General features: G+C 62.6%; 12 protein-coding genes and 3 pseudogenes. 5 read left to right on the plus strand and 10 right to left on the minus strand.

Annotation, left to right across the window (positions count from 1 at the left end):
- Nucleotides 1-149 precede the first annotated feature (149 nt).
- The 3 genes from ACVWY6_RS23850 to ACVWY6_RS23860 form a co-directional block, all read right to left on the minus strand.
- Nucleotides 150-1,574 (minus strand): diguanylate cyclase domain-containing protein, encoded by a 1,425-nt coding sequence (locus ACVWY6_RS23850; RefSeq protein WP_081907125.1) that lies wholly within the window; start codon nt 1,572-1,574, stop codon nt 150-152.
- Between the two features lie 323 nt (nt 1,575-1,897).
- On the minus strand, nt 1,898-2,317 hold the full coding sequence (locus ACVWY6_RS23855; protein ID WP_051722086.1) for a hypothetical protein: 420 nt from the start codon (nt 2,315-2,317) through the stop codon (nt 1,898-1,900).
- A 13-nt stretch (nt 2,318-2,330) separates the two neighbouring features.
- Nucleotides 2,331-3,146: an MFS transporter gene (locus ACVWY6_RS23860; RefSeq protein ID WP_051722087.1), complete on the minus strand. Its 816-nt coding sequence runs from the start codon at nt 3,144-3,146 to the stop codon at nt 2,331-2,333.
- A gap of 379 nt (nt 3,147-3,525) precedes the next feature.
- Here ACVWY6_RS23860 and ACVWY6_RS23865 point away from each other — a divergent pair.
- Together ACVWY6_RS23865 and ACVWY6_RS23870 are read left to right on the plus strand one after the other, a co-directional pair.
- Nucleotides 3,526-4,059, plus strand: a pseudogene (locus ACVWY6_RS23865) (oxidoreductase C-terminal domain-containing protein); the annotation flags it as partial.
- A 251-nt stretch (nt 4,060-4,310) separates the two neighbouring features.
- Nucleotides 4,311-5,375, plus strand: a complete 1,065-nt coding sequence (locus ACVWY6_RS23870; RefSeq protein ID WP_009678370.1) for a BtrH N-terminal domain-containing protein — start codon at nt 4,311-4,313, stop codon at nt 5,373-5,375.
- A 428-nt stretch (nt 5,376-5,803) separates the two neighbouring features.
- On the opposite strand, the pseudogene ACVWY6_RS23875 reads toward ACVWY6_RS23870, so the two are convergent.
- Nucleotides 5,804-5,969 (minus strand): annotated as a pseudogene (locus tag ACVWY6_RS23875) (PaaI family thioesterase); the annotation flags it as partial.
- 61 nt (nt 5,970-6,030) lie between these two features.
- Here ACVWY6_RS23875 and ACVWY6_RS23880 point away from each other — a divergent pair.
- A pseudogene (locus ACVWY6_RS23880) lies at nt 6,031-6,247 on the plus strand (TetR family transcriptional regulator); the annotation flags it as partial.
- Between the two features lie 111 nt (nt 6,248-6,358).
- On the opposite strand, the gene ACVWY6_RS23885 reads toward ACVWY6_RS23880, so the two are convergent.
- From ACVWY6_RS23885 to ACVWY6_RS23910, 6 genes are all read right to left on the minus strand, one after another.
- On the minus strand, nt 6,359-7,102 hold the full coding sequence (locus ACVWY6_RS23885) for a TetR/AcrR family transcriptional regulator (RefSeq protein ID WP_030175636.1): 744 nt from the start codon (nt 7,100-7,102) through the stop codon (nt 6,359-6,361).
- Between the two features lie 76 nt (nt 7,103-7,178).
- Nucleotides 7,179-8,096: an alpha/beta fold hydrolase gene (locus tag ACVWY6_RS23890; RefSeq protein ID WP_030175638.1), complete on the minus strand. Its 918-nt coding sequence runs from the start codon at nt 8,094-8,096 to the stop codon at nt 7,179-7,181.
- On the minus strand, nt 8,086-9,156 hold the full coding sequence (locus tag ACVWY6_RS23895; RefSeq protein WP_030175641.1) for a ferredoxin--NADP reductase: 1,071 nt from the start codon (nt 9,154-9,156) through the stop codon (nt 8,086-8,088). The genes ACVWY6_RS23890 and ACVWY6_RS23895 overlap by 11 nt, the downstream gene beginning before the upstream one ends.
- Nucleotides 9,153-10,022, minus strand: a complete 870-nt coding sequence (locus tag ACVWY6_RS23900) for an SDR family NAD(P)-dependent oxidoreductase (RefSeq protein WP_030175643.1) — start codon at nt 10,020-10,022, stop codon at nt 9,153-9,155. Before ACVWY6_RS23900 ends, ACVWY6_RS23895 begins: the two co-directional genes overlap by 4 nt.
- A gap of 40 nt (nt 10,023-10,062) precedes the next feature.
- On the minus strand, nt 10,063-11,586 hold the full coding sequence (locus ACVWY6_RS23905) for a flavin-containing monooxygenase (RefSeq protein ID WP_030175647.1): 1,524 nt from the start codon (nt 11,584-11,586) through the stop codon (nt 10,063-10,065).
- 155 nt (nt 11,587-11,741) lie between these two features.
- The gene (locus tag ACVWY6_RS23910) at nt 11,742-12,710 is read right to left on the minus strand and encodes an AurF N-oxygenase family protein (RefSeq protein ID WP_030175650.1); all 969 of its coding nucleotides are present in this window, start codon (nt 12,708-12,710) and stop codon (nt 11,742-11,744) included.
- A gap of 133 nt (nt 12,711-12,843) precedes the next feature.
- Between ACVWY6_RS23910 and ACVWY6_RS23915 the strand changes: the two genes are divergently transcribed.
- Together ACVWY6_RS23915 and ACVWY6_RS23920 are read left to right on the plus strand one after the other, a co-directional pair.
- Nucleotides 12,844-13,185 (plus strand): DUF4873 domain-containing protein, encoded by a 342-nt coding sequence (locus tag ACVWY6_RS23915; RefSeq protein WP_030175653.1) that lies wholly within the window; start codon nt 12,844-12,846, stop codon nt 13,183-13,185.
- Nucleotides 13,186-13,247: 62 nt separating this feature from the next.
- A complete protein-coding gene (locus ACVWY6_RS23920) occupies nt 13,248-16,337 on the plus strand; it encodes an MMPL/RND family transporter (protein ID WP_051722088.1) in 3,090 nt (1,029 codons plus the stop codon).
- Nucleotides 16,338-16,359 lie beyond the last annotated feature (22 nt).

Below are 16,359 nucleotides of genomic sequence, written 5' to 3' on the forward strand. Positions count from 1 at the left end.
GAGCAGCCGGTGTATCGGTGGTGGTTGTTGGGGAGGTCTTCGTTTGCGCCAGCGACGCGGTCGAGGTCGCCTTCACTTCGCACTGTCGAGGGTGCATACACCTAGTAGCAACCTGCCGGCCCTTAATGCCGACGTCACGGCCACGCAGGTTACGTTGTGGGGGCACCGTGGCGGGGTATGGGTTGGGTGGGTTGGTCGTCAAGACGTGGAAAGTAGTGCGGCACATATCCGCTGAAGGGCTGTGGCGGGGTGGTGAGGTAGTGGGTGCGGGCGCCGCCGCGGGTTTTGGCTCGGTACATGGCGTGGTCGGCGCGCCGCAGGATGTGGTCGGTGGTGCGGGTGTCGCGGGGTGGGACCAGGACGACGCCGATGCTGGCCCGGATGTGCAGGTTGTGTCCGGCGATGGGAATCGATCGGGCGAGTGCGGTATGGAGTGTGTTGGTGATGTGGGGGAGTGCGTTTATGTCGTCGAGTTGTATGGCCACGAATTCGTCGCCGCCGAGGCGTCCGAGGGTCGCGGTGGCCGGTAGGGCTTGGCGTAGTCGATGTGCGCTGGTGCGCAAGACGAGATCTCCGACGCTATGGCCGAAGGTGTCGTTGGTGGTTTTGAGGTCGTCGAGGTCGATGAACATGACCGCGAGTGGGTCGCGACGATGTCGGGCGCGTAGGTAGTAGTCGAGGGTGGCGATGGTGTGTGCCCGGTTGGGCAGGCCGGTCAACTGGTCGTGGGTGGCCTGGTAGCTCAGTTCGTTGGCGGTTGTGAGGTGTTCGGTGACATCGGTCAGGGAGATCACGAACGGGGAGTGGTCGGATTCCGGTGTCACTGGTGTGCAGGTGACGGCCATCCACACTCGTTGCCCGTTGGCGCGGTCGGCGCCGATGATGTCGTGGGTGGCTGTCCCGGTCTGCAGCGCTCGGGTCAGGGGCCGACGCCAGCGTGGGAGTTGTTCTCCGTCCACGTCGTACAGGGGATAGCGCTGAGACAGCGCGGGGTCCGTCAGGTTGATTGTGGTGGTCAGGTGCCTGCGGAACAGGTGGTTGGCGGCGGGGTTGCTGAACTGGACCTGCCCGTGGTGGTCGACGACCACGATCGCCTCGGGTAGTGCTGAGAGGGCCGCGTGGAATCGGTCGTCGCCGGCGCACGCGGCTGTCTGCTCATGGTGGTCCCGGATGTACTCAAGCAGCAACACCGCTACTGCCGGCGATGAGGTCCACTGGACATCGAGGGCAAGCGCTGTGGTGTCGGCCATCTCCCCGGTGAGCAGGCGGATCTTTAACGAAGTTCGAAGACCGGAGCTCGACGACGGCTCGGACATGGCGCTGTCGGTTGGGGTCAGGGCGGCTAGGGCCGGGGACAGATCAGACACGTGCCGTCCCACGATGTCGTCGGCGTTGCCGGCTCCCAGCAGCCGGGTGCCGGCGGGGTTGACGTACACCACCCACCCCTGCTGGTGAACCACAACAGCGTCGGTGAGGTGGGCCAGCAACAGGGGAAAGGAGTCGCCGCGATGCCATGGGCCGCCGAATCCCGGGGACACGGGTGTAGCGGCCTGATCGTCTGCTTGGGCGCCCACGTACGTTCCTGCCTGGTCATGCGGCCTTCGCGCCTGGGCCGCGGTACCTCAAGCACACTAGAGACCGCACCTGCCCGGGGCATCGGGGACAGACCCCCCATCATCAACCCGGCGTTAGGGGACGACCCGCCCAAGACTGGCAGGTAACCCCGGAAGCAGCGCGACATCTACGCTGCTTGGGTCACACGTTCATCGCGCAACAGCAGACCGGACACCAGGTCGACCGGCAACCGGCAGGCCCGGACACATCGCGGCGCTGCTCCGGCGAATGCCGCTCTCACTTTCCCCCGCTCGCTCGATCGAGTGTGAGAGCACACGACAGCTCACCAGGGCTGAGTTTCGGGGAGCGCTTTTTGCCTTCGGACGAAGCCGACGTGGTGTGAACCGGTGAGGCGGGCGACGCCGTCGGCGAGCATTGTCGACAGGCCTTCGGTCACCTCTTTGTCGGGCTCGCCGTAGACCTGCAGACTCTCGACGGTGCAGTGCTGCATGACGTCGCTGATGTACGGGTCTGACAGGCTCCAGTGACGCAGTACCGCTGCCGAGTTCGGATATAGCTGGAAGCTGTGCGCGATCAGCTCAGAGTCGTCGATGAACACCTGCACGGTGAGCTGCGGTCCGTGCTGCTGCACAAACTCCACCGCGCGGCGCACAGCTTGTTTGAACTCCTCAAGGTGCCCGGGGGTGATGCGCATGGTGTTGTGCATCAACAGGGGTGTGGCTTGTGTCTGCGTGACGGTCATGGCTCCTCCTTGGTCATTCTTGGTTCGCTGGTAGTGGAGTGTGTGGTTTTGCAGGCAGAGACTGCCCTTGTGCTGAATACCTGCCGTGTGAACGGCGCGATCGCGCCGATGCCGTGTGCGGGCGCCATCGCGAACGACAGAGCCCGTGGGCAGCGGTCGGGAGTGGGATGGTGCGGCGGTTCTTCGACGGCTGTGTGGCCATGAGGGCGACGCCGATGGCTGGGATGAGCAGGAGCAGGGCTGCGATGAGGCCGGCGCGTGCGTAGCCGGCGGCCGCGGCCTCGACCGGTTCGGTTCCCTGGGCCAGTTCATTGCGGGTGGTCATCGTCATCGCTGTGGCCAGCAGGGCGGTACCAGTGGCGGCACCGATTTGCTGTGCTGCGTTGACCAATGAGCCGGCTACACCACTGTTTGGTCCGGCTCCGGCGGTGGCGACCTCACCGGCGGTGATCATGACGACCGTGCCCCCGGCACCGAGTAACAGCATCGCCGGCAAGACGTGGGTGCTGTAGCGGCTGTTGGGCTCGAGAGCGACGAACGTGGCGACCGCGGCCGCGGTCAGCATTAAGCCTGCGGCAAGCACCACTACTACAGGCAGTCGTGCTCGAACGTGTGGGAGCGCGCAGGTGGTGACCACAGCACCCACGGTGAACGGGAGGAAGGCCAGGCCGATCTGGGTCGGCGACAGACCCAGGATGGTATGAAGAAGCGCGGTGAGCACGTACATGCCGGCGAACATGCCGATACCTACCAGCCCCGAAGCGGCATAGGCGATGACGCGGATGCGGTCGCCGAGCAGTTGCAGCCAACACGAATGGGCTGACTGCATGATGTTTTCGCAAGACGACCTGTGGCCTGGTTGTCGCTTGCGTACTGGGAGCTCGGGCTACGTTTCGTCACTGGTGACGAATCTAACTGTGCTGCAACGACTTAACGCCGATAAGATATCTTATGTCAAGTGGTAGCTTGACAACCCGCTGGTATAGCGAAAAGCGCTCGCTACCGCGCAGTCTCGCTCGATACGATTCCGACCGATTCACTTGCTGGGAGTCTGCTCCTGAGGCTGGTCGGTTGAGTTCCAGTAGAAGGGTAGGAAGCGCCTGATGGCCTGTCGGATTAGCGAGCTGGTGCTCGAGTGTCACGACCCTGGCGTTGTCTACAGCCATCGTTCGACGTGGCTGCATTCTCAGGCGGCGTGCATCTCGAATGCGTTCCTCCTCATTATCGGAATCGGCGTGGAGCCCAACGTCGACCTCGCCGCCGCCGCAGACCTTCGACCTCGCCGCCGCAGACCTTGCCGTTGACATGGCGTCGTCATCGACGGCCACGCTTGGACCAGTGATCCCGACGTCGTGGCCGCCGGGGATTGCGCCAGCCACGACATGGCCCGCTACGGACGTCGCATTCGCCTGGAGTCCGTGCCGAGCGCCGCCGAGTGGGCCAAGGTCGCTGCCGCGACCATCTGCGGAAAGCCTAAGGAGATAAAGGCGCTCCCCTGGTTCTGGTCGGATCAATACGATCTCAAGCTCCAGATCGCCGGGCTCAACACTGGATACGACGAAGTCGTCCTCAGTGGAAACCCGACCCGTGACTGCGACTTCACCTGCTACTACCTACGCAGTGCGGAGCTGATTGCGGCGGACTGCATCAATCGTCCCCGCGATTTCATGTTCAGTAAGCGGGTCATCACCCAGCAGCTCCCCATCGGCCGCGCCGAACTGTCACCCGCCGGTGCAGTGTGAGGCGACTCTGCCTTGAGGGCGATCGATGTGAGTCGGCGAGCGATACGCAATTCGAAAGGACGAACAGGTCCAAACCTCATTCGGCGCGTCCACTGACGAAAAGTCGCGGCTTCGATAGCCTGGCTCGCGAATCGGCCTTTCCCGCCGAGCTCGACATCGACCCATGGGCTATGCATGCCCCAACCTGGAACGCATCCTGGCAATTGACTGGTCTTCGACACCAACGCCCCGCGACTCGGAAAGGACGGCATATGCTCCGCAAGACCTACATCCAGGGTTACCCCCATCAGATCGGGGGCCACTGTGGTTCAGGCGCGATGCGAGATCTGCTGCACTGGCACGATCTCGGGTGGGACGGACCGCCCAGCGAAGGGCTCGTATTTACCCTCGGGGGCGCCTTGGGGTTGTCCTATCTTCGATCGAATGCCCTCGTTCCACCGCTGTATCTGGTGGGACGAGGTGCCGACTTCGAAGTCGACCTACCCCGCCGGCTCGGCGGGCAGGTCCAGGTCCTCACCACCGATGATCCAGAGGAGGGATGGTCGTGGGTACGCGACGAAATCGACTCCGGTCGACCAAGCCTGGTGTGGGGCGACATCGCCGAGCTACCGTATCTGAGGGTCCAGATGCAGATGAGCCGCCACGACATCGTCGTAATCGGCTACGACGAGGACGCGGGCGTAGCGTTCGTCGTAGACAACGACCGGGCCGAGGTGCAGGCGGTCCCCTTCCACTCGCTGGCTCGGGCCAGGTCTTCGACGTCGTTCCCACAGCCGACGCGCCACTGCACGTATCGCATTACCTGGCCGAGCGAGCTCCCCACTATCGGCGACACTGCAGCGGCAGCGTTTCGGCAGTCTGCTGACAACTTGCGTCAGGCATCGGGGGCAAGCATCGCCGATCTCACCGCAGCCAGCGGTGCCGAGGGCTTGGCCGCTGCGGCAGCGCTGGCCGCCGACGTCCACGCCTGGGCCGACCTTCCAGATGACGAACTTGAAATCTTACTGTTCGGCCTCGGCGCGTTCATCGAGAAGGCAGGCACCGGCGGCGGGTTGTTCCGACGCTTACTCGCCGAGGGGTGCGCTGAGGTCGCAAGACTGACTGGCGACCTCGCCACAGCAGACCTGGCGCAAGCCGCCGACTGCTGTGCGCGGGCCTGGACCGAGACCGCGCGCGCCGGGATCCAGCGCGGTGCTGATGTGCGAGCTCGCCTAGATGCGGTGGCCGAGGCCGCCGGTCGACTGCCAAAGGAGGAGACTGATCTTGTCGAGGCTTTGGAACTTGCGTCCAGCTCGTTGGCGACTGCAGACCACTAACCGTCGTCTCGTGGAAATAAGATCAGGAGCCCATTATGTAAGACGAAGTTGTTGTAGAGAACGGCGTTACACGGGGAACACGTTTTGTTGCGGTGGAACTTTGATATATCTCTCAAAAGAGAACGCTAGTGACAAATACACCATGGACGCATCCCGCCGGCACACTCGACGGGGTCGCTGCGCGACCAGCTCATCGAACTGATGTGAGTAGTTCGACCAGGACAACGACGCCGAGCAACGAACCGACACCGACGCCATGATCAGGACCATCACCAGGTTCGCTTCGATCAGTGAACTCGAGTGGGCCGGCAGGCTGCCTGAACATATGGGCGGTGGAGAACAGCAAAGGCCTCGGCCATCCTGTCGCTGTGGCTGCTCGAGCAGGGGAATCGGTTGTCGATGTCCCTCCACCGAGACCGCCCGAGTGCGCCAGCTCTCCCGCGCGGCGGGCCGCTGATGCGGTGCGGGCGGCGCAGCGGGACCGGCAACAGGTACTCGACTGTGAGGCGGCGGGTGACAGCCGGGGTTGCAGCAACCACAAGGTGAGCCCGGCAGGTCGTCCCACGCCGCGGCGATCGCGCCGCCGTGCGCCATCGCCGAGAGTCGTGACATGCAGGGGCGCTGCGGCAAAGAGGGAAGCTTGTCGGCTGAGCAGCGGGTAATCGACCAGTACCGCCAACCATTTGAAGCCATTCTGCAAAGCTCTCATGCCCGCGAGGAACTAGACGACTTCGACATCGAACTCGCAATGTGCCAACTTCTCGGACCGCTGGTATTTCGCACGAAGAACCGGGCTACGAAACATCGACCGGCACGACTGCGCGCACATCGTTGACGACTTCCTCGCCGCCCACCAACGCACACACACCCCTCAACCGGAACGCACGATCAACCCGACCGCAACGCAAAGAATCGGTCGAATCGCGCCGCCACTGGCAAAACAAGTTCGGCGAATGGCTCGCTGCCAAACATGGTCAGTCCACTTAGCGGCGGGACGCGAACCCGGGATGACTGAATGGCAGACCACGTGAGAAGGCGACGCCTATGGTCGCGCCCGCGCCATCGATGATTCCCCACGTCGTTTCCAACAGGTGTGCGGCGAAGAACTTGTCGTCCACCCCTTGCTCACGACCGCCGTCGGTCCACCACTGCGTCGCAGATAGACCAGAACCCAGAATGGACGCCACGGCCATGGGAATAATCGAGGTATCTGCATGAATACGCTGCAGAGATTCAGTAAACCGACCGGCGATGACCTCCATCACCGACCTCAATTGCTCCGCAACTCCGCCGCTTCCCGATCCGGAGTACTCAAACAAATGATTCGCCATGAGAAATCTGACGACCACGGGATGTTGCCCGACGAGCGCGACGTACGACTGGATAGACGAGCGAACCATGTCGTCGACCGAAGCATGTTCTTGCTCGGCAAAAATTGTGACTTGCGCCGACTCCCACATCAACGCCCCGAGCTTCGCCGCCACCGCCCCGTTCAAGCCCGCTTTGTCGCCGAAATAGCGGTACAGCTTCGGTTTAGATACCTCGGCCTCCGCAGCGATGTCGTCCATGCTGACGCCTACGCCACAGCGTTCGATGGCCCGTATGGCCGCCTCGACCAGCTGTGCGCGTACCGCGACCCGATGTTCATCCCACCGCGTGCTACGGGCATCACGCACCCGACGCTGTACCTGAGATGGTGCGGAGGAAACGCGACGGACGACTGACATTGTGGAAGCAACGATACCGGAAGGGCCCTCCCCCCGCGATCATCAGCTATGTGCGTCCGGTCATAGGCATCAAGAGTTAGCCTTTCTCCGTGGCTGCGTCCAATCGCGCCACCGCTTCGTTGAAATCGTTCGGTGCCTCCATGTTGATCATGTGACCGATCTGCGGCAACACCACGAAATCGTGCAGCTGGCCGCGCTGCTGCAGCCGTTCGGCGAGATCGGTGGAATGAACCTCGGGTGTCAACCTGTCGGCAGAGCCCACGATCACTGTCGTCGGAACCGCAAGTGAGTCGACTCCTTTGCTGACATCGATAGTGGCCAGGACCCTGCCCCACATTCCCCGAACCGCAGGGGGGCAACGCAGTACTATCTCAGAACACTCAGCCACAACGTCGGCCGACGCGTGTGGACCCATCGTCCCGTACTTCACCAACCGCTGGTTGAAGCGCGTGTCGAGCATCTCCGGCCCCGCCATGGCGAGCCCGGCTGCGAAGGCCCGCTCCAATGAGGCGCGGAATCGGCGCGGCGACCTAATCAGCGTCGATCTACTTACCAACTGGGAGGGGCCAGTGCTCGCCAAGACGGCACCGCGGGACAGGAGGGGCACCGACTCCGGGTGCTCGGCAGCCCAACCCATGACCGACATCCCGCCCATACTGTGACCGGTCACCAATGCCTTACGACTCGACGTGACGACAGCCCGCAGGACAGCCTCGAGGTCGTCGCCGAGGACCGACGCAGAGAAAGGGGTATGACCCCGGTCACTCCAGCCGTGCCCTCGTTGGTCATACACCACCACACGGTGTGTGCTGGCGAAGTGTTCGATCTGAGGTCTCCAGAATCGGCCCTGGCACGCCCACCCGTGACTGAACACCACCAGCGGCGCATCATCACCCAGCCCGTACTCCTCGACGAACAGCCTCGTGCCGTCAGTGGAGAGAACCTCGCGCGACCGCCGCGACAGTAGGCCGGCTCCCGAAGAGTCAGAGGTCATCGAAACTCACCGTCACAGCGTCGGTGAGCGGAAGTGCCTGGCACGCGAGTCGCTCACCGTCCTCGATGTCGTCATCGACGAGGATGTTGTTTTGCACCATGTCGACATCGCCTTCGATGAGTTTGCAGACACACGCGCTGCATGCGCCCTCTCGACACGAGTATGGGGCGTTGTGTCCTTGCGAGAGAAGCACGTCGAGCAGCGGCGTGTTACGTGGCCATGCCGTGGTGATGCACTCTCCGTTGAGATAAACCGTGGCCGTCGCCACACCCTCGTCGTCACTGAGTCGACGCAGTGTGGCGGTGTCGAACGGGTCACCCGCCAGGGACTGGAACACCTCGCGATGCACACCCGAATGGTCCACTCCACACGCGGCGGCGGACCTTTCCACCAGGTCCATGAAGGGGGCAGGGCCGCAGGTGAAAATCTCCGCCCCTTTGTGGTCACGGATAATTTTCTCGACAGCCTCGGATGTGGGGATCCCGTTCTCGGACTCAAGCCAGCCGACCAAAGTGAACCGCTCGGCGAACTCAGAGCTGATTTGCTGAAGCTGGCGCTCGTACATGATCGAGTCGGCGTCACGGTTCGCGTAGAACAGGACGACGTCCCCACCGCCCGACACCAGTGCCGACTTCACCAGCGACAGGACCGGCGTGATGCCGCTTCCGCCAGCGAAGAAAAGCATGTCGACGTCGAGGCTCTTCGCGGTAAACTTCCCTGACGGCGTGAGGACGGTCAGCTCCATGCCGGCGAAGACGTTGTCGCACAACCAGTTCGACGCATATCCCCCATCGGTGCGCTTGACCCCGATCTCGAGGCGGAAGTCATCGACATGAGGCGAACTGCTCAGCGAATAACATCGTGCGACGTGGCCCGTCTGGTCAGACGGGATCTTCAGCGTGATGAACTGCCCGGGAAGGTGTTTGAAATCGTCGACGATCTCGTCAGGCACCTCGAAGGCGATGCTCACAGAGTCCTTGGTCTCTTGCACGACCTCCGACACGGTCAGCGTCCGTGAGCGGGCGGTGGTGCCCGGCCGAGTCTCCTGCTCGACGGTCATTTGATGATCCCCCGCTTGCGAGCCAAGGCGTAGCCCGCGCGTGTGATGGGCGCAGCCATGTCCTGGTAGCGCGGACCCACCACGCGTGCGACAAAGTCGAAGCCCCGTGCGTCTGCGCCGATCAACACGCGGGGCTTCTTCTTGTCCATTCCTTTGAGGATGGTGGCCGCCGCTTTTTCCGGGGTGGTCCTGGCGATGTTGTTGAACATCGAGGCAATGGTGGCGGTATCTGCCCCCATTTCGGATACACCGCGAGCGTTGTTGACGATATTGGTCTTGACGCCACCGGGGTGAACGCATGTCACCGTGACCGGATACCGGCTGATTTTCATCTCTTGGCGAAGTGCTTCGGTGAAGCCACGCACACCGAACTTCGCGGCGTTGTAGGCACTCTGACTGGGGATTCCGACCAGACCGAAGACACTGGAGGTGTTCACCAGATGACCATCACCCGAGGCGATCAGATAAGGCAGGAACGCCTTCGTCCCGTTGACAACACCACCGAAGTTGATACCCATCAGCCAATCGAAGTCCTCCCAGGACATGTCGACGACGTCGACGCCGAGGGCGACGCCGGCATTGTTGAACACCATATTGACGCGCCCGAATGTCGACTGGACGCTATCTGCGTAATCCTGGAAGGCAGCCCGATCTGCCACGTCCAACACGGCGGTCTCGACCGTCGCCCGATGCGCGGTACGGCACATGTCCGCCGTCTCTTTGAGATGCATCTCGTCGACGTCGGACAAGGCAAGGCTGGCCCCGCGTCCGGCCAATTGGAGGGCAAGGGACCGGCCGATCCCCGAGGCGGCTCCCGTGACGACCGCGACCGGGGTCGCGTTATGGCCTGCTGTCGAACTACTCACTGTTGTGTACTCACTTCTCCGATGACCTACGGCTGGACTGTCAGGCGATCTCGTACTCGGCGGGCTCGAAGTCTTTCGTCGCTCGCCAGTACTGCCAGGTGAACCCCGGCCACACCGTACGGTTGACACCCTGCGAGTCCAGATACCAGCTCGTACATCCGCCGTTGGTCCACACGCCCTTGGCGAGCTTGCGCTGGATGTCCTTGTTGAAGTGTTCTTGAACCTCGGGCCGTACATCAACGCGCTGCGCACCTCGACTGTCGACGGCGTCGATGGCCTTCAAGATGTACTTGATCTGCTGCTCGATCATGAACACGACAGAGTTGTGCCCAAGACCTGTGTTGGGTCCGAGCAGGAAGAACAGGTTCGGGAAGCCCTCGGTGGTGATGCCGAGGTGGGTGTTGATACCCGTCTGGTGCCAGTGCGACGGCAGGTCCTCGCCCCGCGCGCCTTTGAGGGCGAGTTGATCGAACCCGTCCGTGACATGGAACCCTGTGGCGTAGATGATCACATCTACCGGATGCGACACGCCGTCAGCGGTGACGATCGAATCCGCGGTAACCTTCTCGATCCGATCGCTGATCACTGTCGTGTTGGGCGCGGCGAGCGCAGGGTAATAGTCGTTCGATCCCAGGATGCGCTTACATCCGATGCGGTACGACGGCATCAGCTTCCGGCGTAGCTCGGGGTCGGTGATGGAACGTTCGATGTTCCACTTGGCCACCTTTTCGATTGGCCGCATAAGGTTGGAGTGGCCGTTGAGCCCGAAGGCCAGGCTCTCTGCGCCCCAGTAGACCGACCACCGAGCGAGGCGGCGAGTAATCGAGATCTTGCTGAGCAGGGTACGAAGTGGTCCCGGCACCGCGAAGTTCTTGCGCGGAAGTACCCAAGCCGGGGTGCGCTGGAACACCGTGAGTGTGCCGGCCTCCTTCTGCACGAACGGCACGAACTGAATCGCGCTGGCACCGGTGCCAATGACGGCCACCCGCTTGCCCTGCAGATCCACCGTGTGGTCCCACTTTGCCGAATGGAACGCCTGGCCGGCGAATTCGTCGATTCCGGGGATGTTCGGGAAGTTCGGGATGTGCAGAGCGCCGACACCGGACACGACGTACTGCGTGACGTACTCCCGGCCCGACTCGGTACGCAGGTGCCACCGGGATTCGGACTCGCTCCAGTATCCGGAGACCAGTTTCTGTCCGAAGTGGATCTTCTGGGTGATCCCACGCTTGTTGGAGATCTCCTTCAAGTACTGCTCGATCTCAGGCTGTGAGGACCACACCTTCGACCAGCTACCGCGGCTCTCGAACGAGTAGGAGTACATCAGGGACGGTACGTCGCACGCACATCCCGGATAGGTGTTGTCGCGCCACGTCCCACCGACGGAGTCGGCCTTTTCCAGCACAATGAAATCGTTATACCCGCGTCGGCGGAGCTGCACGGCCATACCGAGGCCGGAGAAGCCGCTACCGATGATGAGCACCTTGGTAGTGATGGGTTCGGTCGTTCCCGAGTCTGTCGCCGTGGCGGCGCGCGGCGCGCGCTTGGTGTTGGAAGACGGCATTGAGTGAAGGTCTCCTGATCAAAGAGTAGAGCGAACGGACCTGCTCGGCGCGGGACGCGTGGCAGGCAGATGTGAGGCATTCGTCTGAGCCCAGAGAGATCCGGGCGTAGGGTCGAGAGACGGATTAGCGGCCGCGTGGACCCGGCCGGGACGGGTCAGCGCAGGTCGTCGGGGAGGCTGCGCGTTGCGCGCCACATCGCCATTGTGAACTTCCCCTCCATCATCCCGGCCTCGTGGAAGAACCGGATCATCGGCTCGGACATGAACTGCAAGTTGACGCGATAGTTGGGGCTCGTCTGCTGCGCCCACAGGCCACGCAGCCGGTTGATTCCGTTAGCCGGGTATACCTTCGGATTGATGAGCAACGGGTACGCAAAGTTCGCAATGGCCGCCAACGTGCCTCGATGCCAAGCGCGGGAGATTCGCCCGCGGCGTTGCATGCCCTCCACCATTTCCAGCCGCGCGAACGTAATGTGGCGGGCCTCTTCGAGAACGTGGATCTTCATGAGCTGGCGCAGGTGCGGCTGCATCTTCGGGTCATTCATCGCCTCACGCTGAGCGCGGTCGAGGATCTCCTCGATGAGCAGTGTCGCACCGGACACGGACGGGCCGAGAGGCACGAAGTGCAAGATCTTCGCGAAGCTCAAGAACCCCTTCGGTAACTTGTACGGTGCCACCCCCGTCTTGTTGATCAGCCGGGCGAACATCGTCGAATGGCGTGCCTCGTCGCCGATCTCGTTGAGGGCGTAGAGGGACCTTTGATCTGTCAGGGCGCCTTTGGCAGACATTCGGAGCAGCGCCGAACTGAGCAGATTCTCTGCGTACATACCGAAGCTGAGAATGCTGACGATCTCGTGGCGCCCGAGTTCCACCTTCTGCTCGTCGCTCATCTTCTCCCACAGCTTGGTGCCGTAGAGCGAGACCCGATGCTCTGGCAGGAAGTACTTTCCTTCCTCCCAAGGCGAGTCCCAATCGATGTCGATCTCCGCGTCATAAAATTTCTCGGCCGCCGCACGCAGCAGTCGACCGGCAGACCTCTGCATGTCGACGGGCTTGCGGGCGCTGACGCGCGCAACGCCTTCCGTCGAGACGTCGGGCTTGATCTCCACATTTTGAACGGTCATGTGACACCTCCGTTGTGTTCCGGGTCGAGCTGAGTCTCGACTTCATACCCGATACTCTGGGTACCCGATACTGCTAGTGTCTCCGTTAGCAGGTTCTTTTGTCAACGTTCGATGTGAAGAAAGTGGGCCTTGCGTGTCTGACAACCACGATCTCGACTACTCCGGCGAGGGCACCCTGGTGTGCCGTGGCAAGGAGATTGCTGTCGAGGTGGAGATCAAGGGCTATTTTCAGCCCCTGAACGGCTTTTACACCTGGTACGGCAGGATCGACAAGAACGATGCGCTAGACGCCCTCCTCGGGGGCAGGCGCACGGTTGCTGTCTTTGTGACACCACAGGGACGCGCCGAGTGCGTCGTGGGCGATCCTGATTTCTGGGATCGCTATCGCATCTCGGGCACGAGCAGGCCGCCGTACCACATCCCCACCACCCTGGAGGAAGTGGAGGCGATAGCAGAGAGCGAACATCACAGCTGACCGATCTGCGCAGCCGCCCTGGGGGCGTCCCCCAACAATCCAGTCCGAGAGGAAATTTGTACGTGGCCAGGCCGTCGATCATCCGGAACCGTCCATCGAGGCGTTCTGCCAGAATCGGTGAATACAGCGCTGTACTGGAAAAAGTCGCCTGGTTCACGCTGCGGCGCAAGGGGGTCGTGGCGTCGGTCTGGGTCGTGGTCGCGGTCGGCCTCGCAGTGCTGTTCCCGCAGCTGGAGTCGGTGATCCGGCAGCAGTCGGTGGACCCGATACCCGCGAGCGTACCGTCATTCCAGACGCTCGACCGGATGGGTGAGGCGTTCGATGAGAAGGGGGCCAAGACCACCGTCTTCGTCGCCATGGAGAACGACGAGGGCTTTTCGGACACCACCCGCGCCCTATATGACGAATTGGTGACCACACTACGTGCGGACACAGAACACGTCATCGCGGTCCGCGACCTGCTCGGCGACCCGCTCACGGAGAGTCAGGCGCTGAGCGAGGACAAGAAGGCGTGGTATCTGCCTATCGGTGTCACCGGGACGTTGGGCGGGCCGGACGCTGCCGACGCGGTGGAAGCGGTCCGTGACACCACGAACGAGATCTTCAGTGGTACCGGCACAACTGTTCGGGTGACCGGTCCACCTGCCACGTTCACCGACCAGCTCGCGGTCGGCGAGTCCGATCTGATCGTGATCACGATCGCCACGGTGCTGTTGATCGCCGGGATCCTACTGATCGTCTACCGATCGGTCTTCACCGCTCTCATGCCGCTGCTGGTGGTCGGCATGAGCCTGGCAGTGGGCCGCGGGGTGCTCTCGGGTCTGGGCGAAGTGGGCATGCCTGTATCACAGTTCACCTCGATGTTCATGACGGTAATCATCTTCGGTGCCGGAGTCGACTACTCCGTGTTCCTCATAAGCCGGTATCACGAGGGCATCCGGGCGGGCTACACCCCTGACGTGGCCATTGCGAACGCCACAGCAACGATCGGTCGCGTGGTGCTCGCGTCCGCAGCGACGGTTGCCCTTGCCTTCTTAGCGATGGCGTTCGCCAAACTCAGCGTGTTCAGCACGCTCGGCCCGGCGTGCGCGGTCTCCATCGCCTTCGGCTTCCTGGCCACCGTCACTTTGCTGCCCCCCGTGCTGTCATTCGCGGCAAAGCGTGGCACGGGTCTACCTCGGCGTGACCTCACCAGGCGGTACTGGCATCGGGTGGGAACGGGGGTGATCCGGCGGCCGGTCCCGCTGCTCGCGGTGAGTGTGGTGGCACTGATCGCTCTCGGCCTCATCGCGACCACCATGACGATCACCTACGACGATCGGGAAGGTCAGCCGTCGGACACCGGAAGCAACGAGGGATACGCACTGCTGAACCGGCACTTTCCCAAAGACACCATCATCTCCGAATTCCTTCTGGTGGAGTCGAACACAGACATGCGTACCGGCCAAGGACTCGCAGATCTCGATCAGATGGCGTCGCGCATAGCACAGACTCCCGGCGTCACCCGCGTCATCGGGGTGACCCGCCCAACGGGCGAGAAACTTGAGCAGGCCCAGTTGCCATGGCAGAACGACCAAATCGGCAGTCGTATCACCGAGCAGACCGATGACGCACAGTCACGCAAGGGCGACCTGGACCTACTGAAGACCGGGTCCGTACAACTCGCCGACGGTCTTGCTCTGCTGAACGAGCAGATCACCACCAACCTCGCCCCGCTGTCGGGGTTGCTCGAGCAGGCCTCATCGGCCGGCGAGCAGCTCAGCCAGTATCGTCCGCTCGTCGATCAGCTGGCTGCTGCGGCGCCCGCACTCGATGAGTTCTCCCGACAAGCTCCCGAGCTGTCTCGAGTGGCACGACAGGCACAGTCGGCTGCCGACGCCGTCGCACCAGTGTTGAGTGCACTCGATGCTCCCTGGTGCGTCCAGATCCCGCAGTGTTCGGCCTTGCAGGCACAGACCTCGGACATCCGCGCACTGGCCGACAACCAGTCCCTCGGTCGCTTCGCGGACTTCGCTACCCAGCTCGGTGGAGTCAACGGCCCGGGAACGGCGGACCTCGCGCAGTTGCAGAGCTCGTTGAACGTCCTCGACTCCGCTCTGCAGACGATCAACGGCCAGGACCTCGGCAGTGGGTTGTCGCAGCTCCAGACGGGCGTCGGAGCGCTCGCCGACGGGGCCCGCCAGCTGTCCGGCGGTGTGAGCGCATTGGTGGACAGCAACCTACAGCTGCTGGCGGGCCTGTCTCAGGTGGCCGCCCAACTACGTGCGCCCGCTCGGGACATCGGCAACACCGACTCGGCAACGGGGTTCTACCTACCCGCCGACGCGTTCAAGGATCAACAGTTCAGCCAGGTGGCGCGCCAGTTCATCTCGCCGGATGGCAAGACTGTTCGCTATGTAGTGCAGACCGCCTACGATCCGTATACCGCGGATGCCATGACGTTGGCTAACAGCCTGTCGAAGGTGGCCGAAGACGCCATGCCGAACACCACACTGCAGGGTGGGCGTGCATCTGTAGCGGGATTCCCGGCGATCAACGCCGACGTCCAACGACTTCTGGCATACGATTTCAAGTTACTCGGATTCGGGACGCTCCTGATAGTCGGCGTGATCCTGATGCTCCTGCTTCGGGCGCTCGTCGCGCCGATCTATCTACTGGCCACTGTCATTCTCAACTACGCAGCTTCGCTGGGCATCGGTGTCCTAGTCCTGCAACACATTTTCGGCAACGAAATAGCGTGGCCGGTCCCACTGGTGTCCTTCATCGTTCTGGTTGCAGTGGGGGCCGACTACAACATGCTGTTGGTTTCCCGGCTCCGAGAGGAATCGACGGCCAATATCCGGCTCGGAGTTCTGCGCACGGTCGCGTACACCGGCTCGGTCATCACCTCAGCCGGTTTGATCTTCGCGGCGAGCATGTTCGGACTCATGCTGGGATCGATCGACGTGATGGTGCAGATCGGCTTCATCATCGGTATCGGGTTACTCTTGGACACCTTTCTCGTCCGCACGATTGTCGTCCCGGCGTTAGCAGCATTGCTCGGTGAGGCGAGCTGGTGGCCAGGGAGGGTGCACCGTGCGGACGGTGAGCCGGATTCCACCGAGGCGGATGGTCCCCTGCCCGAGGACGATCTGACGGTGTCTAATCGCTGACGGCGGATTCAATCCGGCGTCA

It is taken from the genome of Williamsia sp. R60, from assembly GCF_054063855.1.